Annotated in this window: 12 protein-coding genes; 1 reads left to right on the top strand and 11 read right to left on the bottom strand. The window is 42.8% G+C overall.

Features of this window, described 5'->3' with window-relative positions:
- Positions 1-140: 140 nt before the first annotated feature.
- The 9 genes from O9323_RS19140 to O9323_RS19100 form a co-directional block, all read right to left on the bottom strand.
- Positions 141-2,765 (bottom strand): trans-splicing intein-formed DNA polymerase III subunit alpha N-terminal partner DnaE-N, encoded by a 2,625-nt coding sequence (locus O9323_RS19140; RefSeq protein ID WP_043998343.1) that lies wholly within the window; start codon positions 2,763-2,765, stop codon positions 141-143.
- Positions 2,766-2,848: 83 nt separating this feature from the next.
- Positions 2,849-3,679: an amino acid ABC transporter substrate-binding protein gene (locus tag O9323_RS19135; protein WP_002751071.1), complete on the bottom strand. Its 831-nt coding sequence runs from the start codon at positions 3,677-3,679 to the stop codon at positions 2,849-2,851.
- A gap of 73 nt (positions 3,680-3,752) precedes the next feature.
- Positions 3,753-5,273 carry a circadian clock protein KaiC gene (kaiC, locus tag O9323_RS19130; protein ID WP_002744832.1) on the bottom strand — a complete coding sequence of 507 codons (1,521 nt, stop codon included), beginning with the start codon at positions 5,271-5,273 and terminating at the stop codon, positions 3,753-3,755.
- A gap of 537 nt (positions 5,274-5,810) precedes the next feature.
- Complete coding sequence (locus O9323_RS19125) at positions 5,811-6,737, bottom strand: branched-chain amino acid transaminase (RefSeq protein WP_149106449.1); 927 nt, start codon at positions 6,735-6,737, stop codon at positions 5,811-5,813.
- A 23-nt stretch (positions 6,738-6,760) separates the two neighbouring features.
- Complete coding sequence (locus O9323_RS19120) at positions 6,761-8,521, bottom strand: M61 family metallopeptidase (RefSeq protein ID WP_149106450.1); 1,761 nt, start codon at positions 8,519-8,521, stop codon at positions 6,761-6,763.
- A 143-nt stretch (positions 8,522-8,664) separates the two neighbouring features.
- Entirely contained in the window at positions 8,665-11,115 is a 2,451-nt protein-coding gene (locus O9323_RS19115) for a transglycosylase domain-containing protein (RefSeq protein ID WP_288125590.1), read from the bottom strand.
- Positions 11,116-11,230: 115 nt separating this feature from the next.
- Positions 11,231-11,812 carry a rod shape-determining protein MreD gene (mreD, locus tag O9323_RS19110; protein WP_016514779.1) on the bottom strand — a complete coding sequence of 194 codons (582 nt, stop codon included), beginning with the start codon at positions 11,810-11,812 and terminating at the stop codon, positions 11,231-11,233.
- Entirely contained in the window at positions 11,779-12,528 is a 750-nt protein-coding gene (gene mreC / locus O9323_RS19105; protein WP_288125589.1) for a rod shape-determining protein MreC, read from the bottom strand. The genes mreD and mreC overlap by 34 nt, the downstream gene beginning before the upstream one ends.
- 73 nt (positions 12,529-12,601) lie before the next feature.
- The gene (locus O9323_RS19100; RefSeq protein WP_149107746.1) at positions 12,602-13,639 is read right to left on the bottom strand and encodes a rod shape-determining protein; all 1,038 of its coding nucleotides are present in this window, start codon (positions 13,637-13,639) and stop codon (positions 12,602-12,604) included.
- 226 nt (positions 13,640-13,865) lie between these two features.
- Between O9323_RS19100 and O9323_RS19095 the strand changes: the two genes are divergently transcribed.
- Positions 13,866-14,216 carry a single-stranded DNA-binding protein gene (locus tag O9323_RS19095; RefSeq protein ID WP_149107747.1) on the top strand — a complete coding sequence of 117 codons (351 nt, stop codon included), beginning with the start codon at positions 13,866-13,868 and terminating at the stop codon, positions 14,214-14,216.
- 55 nt (positions 14,217-14,271) lie between these two features.
- Here the strand turns inward: O9323_RS19095 and O9323_RS19090 are convergent, their stop codons facing one another.
- Both O9323_RS19090 and O9323_RS19085 read right to left on the bottom strand, forming a co-directional pair.
- Positions 14,272-15,081, bottom strand: a complete 810-nt coding sequence (locus O9323_RS19090) for an aminotransferase class IV (RefSeq protein WP_287233359.1) — start codon at positions 15,079-15,081, stop codon at positions 14,272-14,274.
- A gap of 23 nt (positions 15,082-15,104) precedes the next feature.
- On the bottom strand, positions 15,105-15,310 hold a 206-nt coding region (locus O9323_RS19085; RefSeq protein WP_272071955.1), incomplete at its 5' end, for a hypothetical protein.

Here is a 15,310-nt window from a genome sequence, read left to right as displayed (position 1 = left end):
CACTCCGATTCCATCCCGAACTCGGTTGTGAAACTTCACCGTGGCCAAGATACTTGTCGGGTTGCCGACCGGGACAATAGCTCGATGCCAGGATTATTCTTTCCTACCCCTCAATCCCACAAGATTGGGGGGTTTGGTTTTTAGGAAAAATCAGAGGATTTTAAATCTAAACCGCGCTCAAATATTGTATCTATGGCTAACATTTCTCCGTCGCTAGTCATAAATTTATGATCTTTGGTTGCTTGGATAGTTTGGCCATTTTCTAGGGTATATTCAAAGACTTCTTGTAAACCTCGCTCGTGCCATTGAGAGATTGGTTGACTATAAACAAAACCATTTTGGTCAACAGTATAAACAGTGCAGTTAATTTCTTCGCTCACAATTTTAGCAATTGGTAATAATCCGTATTCCTCAGTTAAAATTAACGTCTCACCTCCTAGACAATATTCGGCAAAATTTACCATCTGTTCAAAGAGATTTTCAGCGATTCTTTTTTCCACACCATTTTTAGCAGCACCATCGATAAACATCTCCCTTTGTTTCTGCATTTCGGAGGCTTTTTTCTTACCCATTGCCCGACGCAATAGATCCGCTTCTCCTAGGGAATAACCCGCTAAATCCTGCGCCATTTTCATAATCTGTTCTTGATAGACTAAAACTGCGTAGGTTTCCTTAAGAATTGGTTCCAATAAAGGATGATCATAACGAATGGGTTCTCTACCGTGTTTTCTGCCAATAAAGAGAGGAATTAATCCCGCATCTAAAGGTCCGGGGCGATAGAGTGCTAAGATTGAAGATATGTCCTCAATACCCGATGGTTTTAACTCTTTAACTATCTGTTTCATCCCCGATGATTCTAACTGGAAAATACCTTCTAAATCCCCTTCTTCTAGTAATCCGTGGGTTTTGAGAATATCGGGAGGTAGTTTTTTATGTTCCCCTTTAGCCCGAATTTGCAGGGCTTTTCTTTCATCTAAAGGCAATTGATCCAGATCAATTTCTATGCCCTGATTTTGTTTAATTAAATCGGCGGTTTTTTTCAAAGTAGTTAAATTTCTTAACCCTAAAAAGTCCATTTTTAACAATCCCAATGATTCTAAATCCTCCATGAAATATTGGGTAATTACCGCACCATCATTATTTTTCTGGAGGGGAACCACTTCATCTAAAGGTTGGGAAGAAATGACGACTCCCGCAGCATGAACTCCGAAGGTTTTGTTAGTACCTTCGATACGAATTGCCATATCTAACCAATGACGCACATGGGGTTCCGTATCGTATCTTTCTTTAAATGCTGGTTCGGGAGTTTCATCGGAAATCATCACTTTTAAAGGTGTGGGTTTACCGCGAGAAACGGGAATCATTTTCGCCATTTTATCCGATTCGGCGTAGGGAATATCTAACACCCGCGCCACATCTTTTAAGACAGCTTTTGATGTCATGCGGTTAAAAGTAATGATTTGGGCAACATTAGCCTCCCCGTATTTTTCCGTGACGTATTGGATCATTTCATCCCGTCTCTCGATACAGAAATCCGTATCAATATCAGGCATAGATTTTCGTTCAGGATTGAGAAAACGCTCAAATAATAAACCGTGATGAACGGGATCAATATTAGTTATTTTTAAAGAATATGCTACCAAAGAACCCGCGGCAGAACCGCGTCCTGGACCGACGGGAATATCATGATCTCTAGCATATTTTATATAGTCCCAAACGACGAGAAAATAGGTAGAAAATCCCATTTTCTGTAACATTTTTAATTCGTATTCAAGTCTTTCTTTGTAAACAGGTTCAATTTCGTGACGAGAAGGACATTTTAATCTTTCTAGTAATCCTAACCAAGCAATTTCTTCTACATAACTATCAGCAGTATGTCCCGCAGGAACTGGATAGTTAGGTAGTCTTGGTTCATTAAATATGTTATAAGGTTCGACTTTTTCTGCTACTTCTAAGGTGTTATTAATCGCTTCTTCAATCACATCTTCTGGCAGATGATCACGGAAAAGTAAACGCATTTCATCAGCAGATTTTAAGTATTCTGTTCCGCTATAACGGAGGCGTTTATCTTCAGTAATTAACTTGGCAGTTTGAATACAAAGTAAGGCATCGTGTGCCTCTACATCGTAACAGGAAATAAAGTGAGAATCGTTAGTAGCAACTACTTTAATTCCTAATTCTTTAGCAATTTTAACTATTTCTACATTGACAATCCGATCTTCTTTAGAACCGTGGTCTTGAATTTCTAAATAAAAATCATCACCAACAAGTTTTTTATACCATTTAGCAGTTTCCTTAGCCAATTTCCTATTATTAGCTAAAATTGCTTGGGGAATCTCTCCACCCAAGCAAGCACTGGTAACTATTAATCCTTCGTGATATTGTTGGAGTAACTCTTTATTGATACAAGGACGAGCAAAAATGCCTTTACCTTGAATACCTTTCAGATTAGAAATAGTAGTTAATTTAACCAGATTTTTATAGCCTTGGGTGTTTTTGGCTAAAACAACTTGATGATATTTTCGGTGGCGAAGATTGACTTCAATATCGCCATTAACTACATACATTTCGTTGCCAATAATTGGTTTTATTCCCTTATTACGACAGGTTTTAATTAATTCGATCGCACCATACATGACTCCATGATCGGTTAAAGCGATCGCTGGTTGTCCTAATTCGATCGCTCGATCAATTAGTGCCGGTAATTGGGAAGCACCATCAAGTAAGCTATAATCACTGTGAATATGTAAACCGACAAAAGACATAATTTTTCAGGAAAAAGTAACAAGTAAAAAGCAAAAAAACTAGAATTTACTGACTTTTAATTTTCAGCAATCACAGTCTATTTTTAGGGTTGATTGAGAATCCTATAGGGGAAAGAACTTTCTTCTAAATTAAACCATTGTTCTCGCAGTTTCTGGTTATCATTGCTGCCAACAACAGTATCAACAAATTTTTTCCATTCAGGATCGTTTTTGGGTAAGATGCAGCCATAAAGTTCGGTGGTAATCGGTTGACGGGGTAGTAGCACAAATTGTCGCGGATCATGTCCTTGTTTAACGATTTCCCCCAGTAGAAGAATTCCATCACTAACCACTGCGTTTACTTCTCCCCTTTGTAATTTTGCCACTGCCTCACTTCGATCGCTGACAGCTTGCCAATTAGCCAGAGGATAGATATAACGAATAATACTATCGGTGGTGGTGTGGGGAATGTAGGCGATCGCAACCGCCGCTAAAGTGTTATTAATATCTATTTTATCAGCATTTTCTCTTTTAGTTAGAAATTGCGCTCCTGTCATAAAATAGGGAGTAGAAAAATTAACCTTTTCTAGTCTTTCTTCCGTAATTGTTGCCGCATTACAGGATAAATCTACTTGTCCCTGTTCCACTTGCTGAAAACGATTATTAGTCGTCGCTTCTGTAAAGGTTATTGTAATCGGTTTACCTAATTCTTGTGCTAATCGACGTTGGACTAAGCGCATTAATTCCACTCCGTAACCTGTCCATTGTCCCGTTTTCTCATCGATATAACTAAAGGGAGTAGCGTCTTTTCTGGCTGCCGCTTTTAATTCTCCCGTGCGAGCAATTCTTTGTAAAACTGTTTCTGCTAAGACTGATAAATGTAGATTATTTATCAGTAAAAGACCTAGAAAAATCAACCAAAAGTTTTTAGACATATCAAGAAAGCAAGAAGGAGATAGGGAGAAAAAAGCTAACAACCGACGCACGATTAGCAAATGCTGCTATATTTTAACTACGATCCTCAAATAATCCACTCAAACGTTCTACTTCTGTTTGTGCTGTGTACATAGGAGTTCCGGCCAGAATTCCGGTAACATTGCGGAAAGGTTGACCAATGTGCATACCTTGATGATCGATCGAAAACTCACGAATATCCTTATCGTGCATAGAACCGCGCATTTTTAAAACAGTGATACCGCGGCGCATTTCTCCATACATTTCCACATAACGCAGCAGAATAATTGAATCGGTAATTGTAGAAATATGCGCTTCCGTAATCGAGGAACCTCCTAATAAAGTGGGAGTGGTGGAAGTAAATAATCCTCCCACCTCTTTTTGCTTAATAAAAGAAGTCAAACCGATAATAAATTCCCGAAATCCTTTCAGATTAGAAACCCTTTCTAAAGCAGATAAACTATCTACTGCCACTCGATTAGGTTGAAACTCCTCGATAATTTCCTTCATCATAATTAAATGATTTTCTAAACCCGTAGTTTCGGGATAACGGCAGACTACCTTTAATTTACCTTCCTTTTCCATGCGGTCATAATCCACACCCCAACCGGTAGCATTTCTAAATAACTGTTCTCGACTTTCCTCGAAGGCAAAAATTAAACATCTTTCCCCATTGGTTACTCCCCCAGCCATAAATTCTGTCACCATCAGGGTTTTTCCTGTTCCTGTGGCTCCCGAAACCAAAATAACCGAATCGCGGAAGAAACCACCCCCACACATTCTATCGAGTTCCAGGCTGCCGGAAGTAATACGAATATTAGAGGATTTTTGTTCTAATTCAATAGCTGATAAAGGAATAATCACGGCCCCTTTATTGGGAATAATTGTAAAAGGAAATTCTCCTTTTTGGTGATCGGTTCCGCGATATTTTAAAATTTCGATCGTCCTTCTTCTTTTCTCATCGGTTAAAACGTTGCGTAAAATCACCACATTATCGGCCACAAACTCCTCCACCCCATAACGACTGATTTCGCCATATTCTTGGGTTCTTTCCGCGGTCATAATCGCTGTTACTTCCAATTCTCGCAAAGCGGTTGCCAGACGAAAAAGATCACTTCTCACTTGAGCGCTGTCACTTAAATGGCTAAAAATTGCGCCTAAAGAATCCATAGACACCCGTTTGGCTTTATTTTTGCGGATAGCAAACTCAATGCGAGCGATTAATGCGCCTAGGTCGTATTCTCCTGTCACCATCGGCTTTTCTTCTGGTTGGGGGGAAGCATCGACAAAGGCCCACTGGCGATTCTCCTCCCACTGCCGGATATTCCAACCAAAACCACCCATATTTTTTCTGAGTGCGTGGGGTGGCTCCTCAAAGGTGACAAAAACGCCATTTTCTCCATTTTTGATGCCTTCTGCGAGAAATTGACAGGCAAAGACCGTTTTAGCACTTCCTGCCGTCCCCGCTATCAAAGTTGCTCTTCCTTTCGGCAATCCCCCTTCCGAAAGAAAATCAAAGCCGGGGATTCCTGTTTCTAACTTCTCAATCAACTCTAGGGGATTATTTTGCGTCATTCTAAGTTCTCTATGAAAACGAGCCAATGTTTATTGTACCTATTTCAGTGACCAGCGATACCAGAAATTCATCCCTAGTTTGACAGTTTGAGCATTGGTAATAAAATTTCCAAGACATAGTTTAAATGCCGGACAGCTTCACCCAAGAATAAATGGAAACTAGATAAGCAGGTAAATCTCGGCTACAATTAACCAAAACAGCAATAAACTAATAGTCAGAATCAAAGTAAGTTTTGTATTTAGTTGATTAATACTATTCTTGACAACTTTGAGAGAGTTTAAGGTATAATCATACTTATTTGCTCTACTATGGAACATACAACTGATAATAGTCAAAATCAGCAAGAAAGCGACAATCAAAAAGAAAAAATAGCAACAGGGAAGAAACCCGTGCTGAAGATTGATCCTAAGAAAACTATACCCTACATACAGGAAGGAATCAAACCGAAAAATAGATAAATTCTGTTTATTTCAGGGTTCCTTGAGAGGTGCCATTATTTGACGCATCTCAAGGAAAAATCAAGTAAAGTTCCCTAACTATAAAGGAACTTTAGTAATCCAATCTTGATACTTTGGTTCCTGATTGAGAACGATAGAACTTAACTTTTCTTTTAACTGATAAGTAATCGGTTTAGCCGCGGGTAAAGAAAAAGTTTCAATCTTTTTAATCGGAGTAATTTTCGCCGCAGTGCCACTTAAAAACACCTCATCAGCGATAAATAACTCCGTCTTATCTACAGGTCTTTCAATCACTGGAATACCGAAATCCCGCGCAATAGTTAAAACACTATCTCTAGTAATACCCTCTAGAATATCTTGGTCAAAACTAGGAGTAATTAGCTGACCATTTCTGATGATAAAAATATTCATTCCCGTCGCTTCACAGACTTTACCCTGAGAATTCATTAAAATTGCCTCATCAAACCCGGATTCTACCGCTTCCGTTTTTGCTAAAGCAGAAGTGATATAAGCGGCGCTAATTTTACCTCGCAACGGGAAACTTCTATCCTCTTGACGATACCAAGAACTAATCCGACAATTAACCCCATCGGCTGCTAAATAATCATCCATTTCTAGACCATAGACTAGAAAATCCTTCTCGATACCATGCAATCGCGGGGCAATTCCCAACCCAGAACTATAGATAAGGGGACGAATATAAAAAGGTCGATGACACTGATTATTTTTGACAAAATCGATAATTATTTGATAGATTTTATCAGCAGGAATCTCGTAATTAAGAAACTTAGCACTTTGACTTAAACGCTGACAATGACGTTCTAATCTAAATAATAATATCTGTCCCGGATTGTTAGGGTCGGGAGTACCTCGTAAACCACCGAAAGCGGCAGTTCCGTAGTGTAGCGCGTGGGTAGCAATGGATAATTTTGCCTCAGTAAAAGGGATAAATTTATTCTCAAAATAGGCGAGAGGAAGGAAAGTAATTTCGGCGGTAATAGACATTTTTTTGTTGATTTAACCAAGAATTAAACGGGATTTACCCATGCGGAAAAATTTTGTTTCTGGCTATTAGAAGGATTTTCTACCCTGATAATTTCATAGCGAATCGTCTGCGGGGCAGCCAGTGGAACAGCAAGGGTTCGCAATTCATCGAGATGAAAGACTGTTATCTGAATAATATCACCTGCGCGGTAGTCTTTTAATCTTTCGTTTAACTGTTCCGCCGTCACCCGCAATCCATCGATAGCCAATAATTCATCATCAGCATTAATTCCCGCTTTTTGGCAAGGGGAACCCATCTCGACAAATTTAATTATTTCTTTACCCGCTTCACTCTGTACCCGCATTCCCAGATGAGGTATCGTCTCCCCATTGCTAACACCCCGCAGATAGAGTCCAAAGGGTTCAAGATATTGATTAAAGGGTAATTCTGCCAAACCGTCGATATAACGCTGGTAGAAGTCGCTTAAATCCACTCCCGCAGCCGATTCGAGAATTGCCTGCAATTCCCCATCGGTATAACCAATCTCCTCTTTACCGAAATGTTGCCACATCGAGCGTAAAACATCATCGAGGGAACGACGGTTATCGGTGTGGGTGCGAATTAGTAAATCCAGAAGCAGCGACAATAATTCCCCCTTGAGATAGTAGGAAATTTGACTATTATCACTATTGCTATCCCGTCGATAGAGTTTTATCCAAGCATCGAAACTCGATTCGCCTAGCGGTTGGACAAGACGGCCGGGTATATTGAGATAACGGGTTATTTCTTTGCTTAAAAGCTCTAAAAAAGTCTTACTATCGTATATTCCCGCCCGTAGAGGGATTATCATATCGTAATAACTGGTGGTTCCTTCGGCAAACCAGAGGGAAGAAGTATAATTTTCTGCATCATAATCGAAGCTTTCTAAAGCTTTTGGGCGAATACGCTTGATATTCCAGAGATGAAAGAACTCATGGGCGACTAATTGCAGAAAACGATTATATTTATCCTTATCTCGCAATCCCAAACGCGCATAGTTAAGGGTACAGGAATTTTTATGTTCTAGTCCCCCGTAACCAGCCGCCGAAAGATGTAGCAAAAAGAGATAATTATCATAAGGGAGTCCACCGAACATAGCGGACTCGGTTTGAATAATTTTAGTGGTATCAGCGATAATTTGACTAGGATTGGCGTTTCCCCGTCCCCAGATAGCTAATTGATGGGGTTTTCCCTCGACGACAAAATCGTATAACTGATGAGTCCCCACTTCCACAGGACTGTCCACTAGGGTATCGAAATCGGGAACGTGAAAGGTGTTTTTCTGTCCGGGTAAAGATTGTAAGGCAGTGGTAACGCGCCAATCGCCATGGGGGGGGATAATTGTCAGGGTGAGGGGATGTTTTTGATAATCGGGGATATAGAAAAATAAAGCAGCCCCGTTGAAGTAACCGTGAGTATCATCAAGATGGTTGGTTCTGACGGTTAAATCGTGGGCAAAAACGCGATATTTGACCGTTATTTCGGAACTGTCACCATTGTCAATCTGCCAGTGATTTTTAGCAACTTTGCGACTGTTAAGGTTAATAGCTTGAAAATCTTGAACTAAACGGGAGTATTCCCGCACTAGATAGGAACCGGGAGTCCAAACCGGCATTTTTAGGTTTAAAATCGGAGCTTGCCAACCGGTAATCTGTAGAGTGACTTCAAAGAGGTGTGAAGTCGGTTCCGACATAGCCACTTGATAGCTGAGACTTAAACGAGTTGAGGAGATGGTAGCGGGGGAAATAAGACTGGTCATCGGCATTAAACGGCTTTTAAGTTATTATAGCGGCAGGCTTTCGGCTAATTTCCCCGGTTTCGCCGCCAAAAATCCGATGGTTTTCCAAGATTTGACCGAGCAGTTTTGGAACTGTAACTCCCGCAAATCCTGCGGTTTTTTTTGCCGATTCAGCGTCTTTCTGCCGGGGGTGCGGGAGGAGCCACATCGGGGGGAGGAGTTACCGGTAGGGGAACCGAACGAGTTTCGGGAGCCGCCACATTGACGGGAACGGTAATCGGTTCGGCTGCTGCGGGGGCCGTATTTTGAGGACTAGGAGCGGCGGCGCTGGTAGGAGCGACTCTAGTACGCCGACGACTAGAACGGCGTTGGCTGGGTTCGCTAGTATTAGAACGAACGATAGTTTGCACACGACTTACCCGAACCCGTCGCCGTCTGCGGATAGGTCTTTCGGTGGGGGAACCCTCATCGCTGCTGGCTAAACGATTGTTAGTAGTTTGGGTAAAGTAGGTACGTCGGGGTTTAATGGGTTCCGCTTTTAATGTCACCGGACGTTTGCCTAAATTCGGTTCTGGGAAACCTTGATAGGGAATATCCTTAATTGCTTCTAACATAAATTGTCGCCACATCCAAGCGGACATGGTACTGGCTCCATTGGTGGGTTTATTATTGTCATTACCGAGCCAAATTCCCGTGACTAATTGGGGAATATAACCGACAAACCAAAGGTCGCGAGCTTTATCAGAAGTACCAGTTTTTCCTGCCACCGGACGACCGATTTGTGCTGGGGTTCCCGTTCCCGAATTAACCACATTCTGTAGCATCCAAGTCATCGTCGCTGCCGTGTTTTTATTCAGAGCAGTTTTTGGTTTAAAATTGGCTTGATAAATTACTTTACCATTGCGATCGAGTACCTGATTAATACCGTAAACTGGTTGATGCACACCATTATTAGCAAAAGTCCCGTAGGCGCTGGTCAATTCTAAAAGATTGACTTCCGAAGCACCCAAAGCCAAAGAATAAGTGGGTAAAAGTTTCGACTGGATCCCCATATCTTGAGCTAATTTAATCACCGGATTCCAACCGACGGCCACTAACACCTGAACTGCCACCACATTCAAGGAAGAAGTCAAAGCGTCGCGCATGGACACCGCGCGGCCGCTATACCTATCACCGTAGTTTTCCGGTTTATAACCATCCACCACATACTGAGCATCTTTATAACTAGAATAGGGGGATTTCCCCGCCGCAATCGCCGCCGCATAGACAAAAGGTTTAAAAGTAGATCCTGGCTGACGTTTTGCTTGTGTGACCCGATTGAATTGATTCTTATCGTGGTCAATTCCCCCGACCATAGCCTTAATTTGCCCATTTTTGGGGTCAATTGCCACTAAAGCCGCCTGTTGGAAGTTCTGCCACTGGCCATAACGAGAAACCGCTCTTTCTACCACTTCCTCTGCTTCGCTTTGCCAACGAGGATTAAGGGTAGTTTTTACCACCAATCCCCCCGCTTCTAGGGTTTTAGCGGGAACCAGTTGCGGCAGTTCTTTTTCCACATAATCGGTAAAATAGGCCGCTTGCCGTTGCAGACGTTTTAGGGGACTGGTTTTAAGGCCTAGGGGAGATGCGATCGCTTGTTCGGCTTGAGCAGCAGTAATAAATCCCACCTCGGCCATAGTTTTGAGGACGATATTACGCCGTTCTAGGGCAGATTTAGGGTTTTCGAGGGGAGAATAGAGACTAGGAGCGGGAACAATGCCGGCAAGGGTGGCAGCTTCGGCTAGGGTTAATTTATCGACGGGTTTACTGAAATATAACCAAGCGGCATCGGCAAGACCGTAGGCCCCGGAACCGAGATAAACTAGGTGAAAATAACGCTCTAAAATCTGGTCTTTTGTATATTTATCTTCTATTTTCTGAGCGATACGCATTTCGCGTAATTTGCGATCAAAACTCCTTTCTTGGGATAAAAAGACAATCCGGGCCAATTGTTGGGTGATGGTGCTGCCTCCTTCCACTACTCCCCCGGCTCTCAGGTTAGAAAAGAGAGCGCGAGCAATACCCTGGCCATCCACTCCCCCGTGTTCGCGAAAACGACGGTCTTCACTAGCGATAAAGGCCTCCTGTACCAGTGGGGGAACTTGAGCAATTTTCACGGTTTCGTAGGTGCTAGGGCCATTTTGCTTGAGGATTTCCCCATTAGCGGCTTCAATTGTCAAGGTGCCAGGACGAGTATATGTTTGTATATCAGCGATGTTTTGCGGTAGAGAGCTTTCAAGGCGATAAATGCCCCAACCTACCCCCAAAAGTCCCCCTGTCACCCCTAATCCTACTCCCAAGTACAAGCCAAAGCGGGGATGTTGTCGCCATTGCGGTAAGGGAGAATTGTCGATCAGGGTGGTAAATTTGTTCTTTAAGGGTTTTAACGTCTCTATAGCCTTGCTACTGGTTCGGGAGACTAAATTAACCTTTTTCTCTTCGGAAGCGGCTTCTACTGGCTTTTCCCCAGCAACTGGCGCAGATTTGGAGTCGATAGGATCGACTTTAGGGGGTTGCTTGGAATTTCCTAATTTATTAGCAAGATTATGAAAAAATTGACTAAGTTTTTGTTTGTATTTCATGTTAGTTGAGCGGGTGAGGGTGAGTAATCAGTGAACAGTAATCAGTAATCAGTGAACTGAAAACTCAAATCTGATCACTGCTCACTGATAACTGATAACTGAAAAAGCTGTCTCCTTAAAGATCGCTAAATTGTCGCCACCATTGCTGGAGAGGGTAATAGAGGAGGGGAGTCCAGAGACTACTAAGCAGAGCAGAAGTGAGGCCAATGCGTTGATAATCGAACCAAAGATCAGCGAGATTTTTGCCTCCTTGTAGATAGTATTGAAAAGCGATCGCACCATCAGCGATTAAAGTCATCACAAAGACAATTAAGACCACGGCGATCAATTCTTCTTTAACATAACGTTGTCGGTGTAAACGGGAAGTAAGGAAACCGATCAGACCAAAAACCATGATATGGGAAGGATAATTAGAGGTAAGACTATCTTGAATAGCGCCGATCGCTAATCCGGCCACCACACTATCGAGACAAGAGCGATTGAGACTCCAACTAACCAACCAAATCAGTAACCAATTGGGAGCGATGCCTAAAATCTCCATTCCGGGTAGCCGCATTAAGGAAAGAAAGGTACAGAGAAGCAACGAAGCGATAGTGACTAAAATATTCAGTATAAAACGAGAACGGGCTGATAAACGGCTTAATTTCAGCATAATTACCCTTCTCACTGCTGGGGTTGCGGGTGAACGAACACCCATTCGAGATTGTCCACGGTGGCGGTAAATTCAATTTTGGCGGTGGGGGCGGGATTTTCCTGTAAATTAAGGGAAATTATACGACCGATGGGCAACCCCGGCGAAAAAAGACTACTAAAAGCCGAAGTTGTCACCACATCTCCCGGTTTGACATCGGGAGCTTTTTCAAAAAAGCGCAGGGTGGCGACTTGGGAATTCTGACCTTGAATTAAACCCATGGCCCGACTACGATTCACCGTTGCTCCGATGCGACTTTGGGAATTACTGACCAATAAAACTTTGCTGGTGTGGGGGGTAACTTCCGTAATCCGTCCCACTAAACCACCAATTCCCGTCACCGAAGCACCCACTGGCACACCATCGGTGCTACCCCGACCGATAATCACCTGTTGCCACCAATCATCGGCGCTGCGGCCAATAATTGGAGCAGAAATCAGGGGTTTTTTCTGGGTTTGATAATAACCAAGCTGTTTTTTTAATTGTTGATTTTGATATTCGACTTCACTTAAACGATTTTGTAATTCTCGCACCCGTTGATCGGCCAGAAGTTGCTCTTGCAGATTAGTTTCCTCTCCCTGAAAAGGACGAGTTAATAAACCATACAATTCTAAAATCGCCCCACTTTGATAGGTGCGAATGTACCAAGCTCCCCCCAAAGCGGCAGCAAGCAGCAAAAGTCGCCATCTCTGCTGTGTCCATTTTCGTCGTGCTGAATACATGAGCGATTAAAAACCTCTTGACTGTGTAGAGTGAGAATCCGTGTCTTTTGCCGCTAACCGATCCTAGTGACCTTTAGACATTGCGAGTTGTTTCATTAACGATCCGCTCAAAGAGTTTCTGATTTTTTAACACTTCTCCCGTGCCTTTGACCACACAGCGCAGGGGATCTTCAGCGACATGGGTAACGATACCGGTTTCGTGACTGACTAGGCGATCGAGTCCCCGTAATAAAGCACCTCCTCCCGCTAACATGATCCCGCGATCGATAATATCGGCAGCTAATTCGGGGGGAGTTTTTTCTAGGGTACGTTTGATCGCATCAACGATCACGGAAAGTGGCTCATCCATACTTTCCCGTACTTCTTCCGCTTTGATGGTCACGGTGCGGGGTAAACCGGACATGAGATGCAATCCCCGCACTTCCAGAGGAGGAAATTCATCTTCGGGGGAGGGATAAGCTGAACCAAGGCGAATTTTAATATCTTCGGCTGTACGTTCCCCGATAATCAGGTTATGGACTTTTTTCAGATAGGCGATAATTGAGTCCGTCAGTTCATCCCCAGCGACGCGCACCGATTCGCTGATCACGGTCCCATCAAGACTGAGAATCGCCACTTCCGTGGTGCCACCACCGATATCGATGATCATATTTCCCGTCGCTTCCGAGACGGGTAAACCAGCACCCAAGGCTGCCGCAATCGGTTCATCAATTAACCCCACTTCTCGGGAGCCGGCATTTTTGGCCGCATCCACCACCGCGCGTCTTTCTACTCCAGTAATCCCACTAGGAACACCGATTACCATGCGGGGATTGCCAATCGTGCCATCGAGCGCTCGTTTGATGAATTCCGCTAACATGATCTCGCAACTGTAAAAATCGGCGATTACCCCATCGCGCAGGGGTCGCAGAGCGGTGACATGGCCCGGAGTGCGACCGAGCATTTTTTTGGCCTCCTCCCCGACAGCGACTGGGTTACGATCTTGATCGATCGCTACTACCGATGGTTCCTCTAAAACGATACCTTTCCCTGATACATAGACGAGGGTGTTTGCTGTACCCAAGTCTATACCTATGTCCCTTGATAAACCTAGTCCTCTAAAAAAACCCACTTGTTTTCACTCCTGTTCTGATCAATAAAACGTTGCTATAGCTAGACTTTCGATCGAATCGACTTGGATTTTATTAGGTTTTGTTTCTCAAGTCTAGTTAATTATCGCTTCTTTCTCTCCAGATTTACCCAGGTCTTTGGCCTAATTTTCTCCCTAGCCACCGGTCAAGGCTAAGGTTTCAGGCTAAAATGAACATACTATTGTACTAAATTGAGGATTTAAGACCATGAGTGTAAATCTGGTTCATTTGGTGGGACGAGCGGGGAAAGACCCGGAAACCAAGTATTTCGAGTCGGGTAAGGTTTTATGTACTTTAACTTTAGCGGTTAATCGTCGCTCGAAAAATAGCGATCAGCCAGATTGGTTCGATCTGGAAATTTGGGGTAAAACGGCGGAAGTGGCCGCTAATTATGTGAAAAAAGGCGGTTTAATCGGGATTAAGGGTTCTTTAAAAATGGATACCTGGAATGATAAAAACACGGGATTAGCTCGTTCTAAACCGGTGATTCTCGTCGATCAATTAGATTTACTTGGTTCTAAACGCGATAGTGAGGCTAATTCCGAGCGAGAATTTTAAAGCTTAAGCGGCATTATTTCTGGATTTTGGGTGTGTTAGCCTCTAGTACACACCCTTATTTATTCTCAAATTGACTAAAAAAATATTGCTGTAAATCTGGTAAAATTTCTCTATAAATAGCTGTATTTATCTCTATATCCGAGCCAAGAATAGAATTAAAAGGGATAATTTCTACCAAGGAATTACTATAGGCGATCGCCTGTAAAGTCCCGACAAATTCCGGGGTCCAGAGATTTTCTTGCAGGGAAATATTTTGTTTTTTTAACCAGCCGATCAAAGCCGAGCGCCCGATTCCGGGTAAAATATCAGCAGTCAGCAGGGGACTGTACCAGCAATTATCTTTCCATCCCCATAAATTACCCGTGCTAGTTTCTAACCAATTCCCCAATCGATCGACTAATATCGCCTCTTTTGCTCCTTTTTTTTGAGCAGTTTGTGACGCTAACCAAGGAGTTAAATAATTACCAGTTTTATGCTCTCCTAAAACGCGTTGCCAAGCGGGATTATCCACTACCCACCCAATAATTCCCCGCTCTTGTCTAAGGTTTAAATCTTCGGGTAAAAATCTGCCTTTAATCCACTCCCTACCATCGGGAAAAATTGTGATTCTCAGGACAGGATAGAATCGGGATAATTTTTCGGCTCCTTGGCGAATTCGCTGCCAATCGGGATCAGACCATTGGAAAACTTGTAAACTAGAGTGCAGACGTTTGATATGTTCTTGCCAATGGGTCAGGGGATGATCTAAGCTTTGTTGATAGATACGCAGGGTAGTAAAGAGTGTGGCTCCATAAAGCAGTCCAATATCATCAATACCCAGACTGATTCGCTCATTCTCGATTAATTCGCCATTATACCAATACATAATCAGTTATCAGTTATCAGTTATCAGTTATCAGATTTGAGTTTTAAGGATCTTCTAGAGTAGTTATGATATTTTAGCAGAAAATAATGGTTCTTCGTTACTTGGTATGGTTCGATCAGGGGGCAGAAATCGGCTAAATCCTTATCTGGCAAGGGACTTAATTGATTAGCTCGTTCTAGATTGAAAACAATTGGCAAAAATCGCAGCCATGTCTTTCTATATAAGGGTT

Source organism: Microcystis sp. LE19-131.1A (assembly GCF_027532015.1).
GTDB lineage: Bacteria > Cyanobacteriota > Cyanobacteriia > Cyanobacteriales > Microcystaceae > Microcystis > Microcystis ichthyoblabe_A.
This window is presented reverse-complemented; position numbering and strand designations above follow the sequence as displayed.

Coding starts and splice junctions, on each gene's coding strand:
- O9323_RS19140 (WP_043998343.1), bottom strand. CDS start 2,765: ATGTCTTTTGTCGGTTTACATATTCACAGTGATTATAGCTTACTTGAT.
- O9323_RS19090 (WP_287233359.1), bottom strand. CDS start 15,081: ATGTATTGGTATAATGGCGAATTAATCGAGAATGAGCGAATCAGTCTG.
- O9323_RS19095 (WP_149107747.1), top strand. CDS start 13,866: ATGAGTGTAAATCTGGTTCATTTGGTGGGACGAGCGGGGAAAGACCCG.
- mreC (WP_288125589.1), bottom strand. CDS start 12,528: ATGTATTCAGCACGACGAAAATGGACACAGCAGAGATGGCGACTTTTG.
- O9323_RS19125 (WP_149106449.1), bottom strand. CDS start 6,737: ATGTCTATTACCGCCGAAATTACTTTCCTTCCTCTCGCCTATTTTGAG.
- O9323_RS19120 (WP_149106450.1), bottom strand. CDS start 8,521: ATGCCGATGACCAGTCTTATTTCCCCCGCTACCATCTCCTCAACTCGT.
- mreD (WP_016514779.1), bottom strand. CDS start 11,812: ATGGGTGTTCGTTCACCCGCAACCCCAGCAGTGAGAAGGGTAATTATG.
- kaiC (WP_002744832.1), bottom strand. CDS start 5,273: ATGACGCAAAATAATCCCCTAGAGTTGATTGAGAAGTTAGAAACAGGA.
- O9323_RS19135 (WP_002751071.1), bottom strand. CDS start 3,679: ATGTCTAAAAACTTTTGGTTGATTTTTCTAGGTCTTTTACTGATAAAT.
- O9323_RS19115 (WP_288125590.1), bottom strand. CDS start 11,115: ATGAAATACAAACAAAAACTTAGTCAATTTTTTCATAATCTTGCTAAT.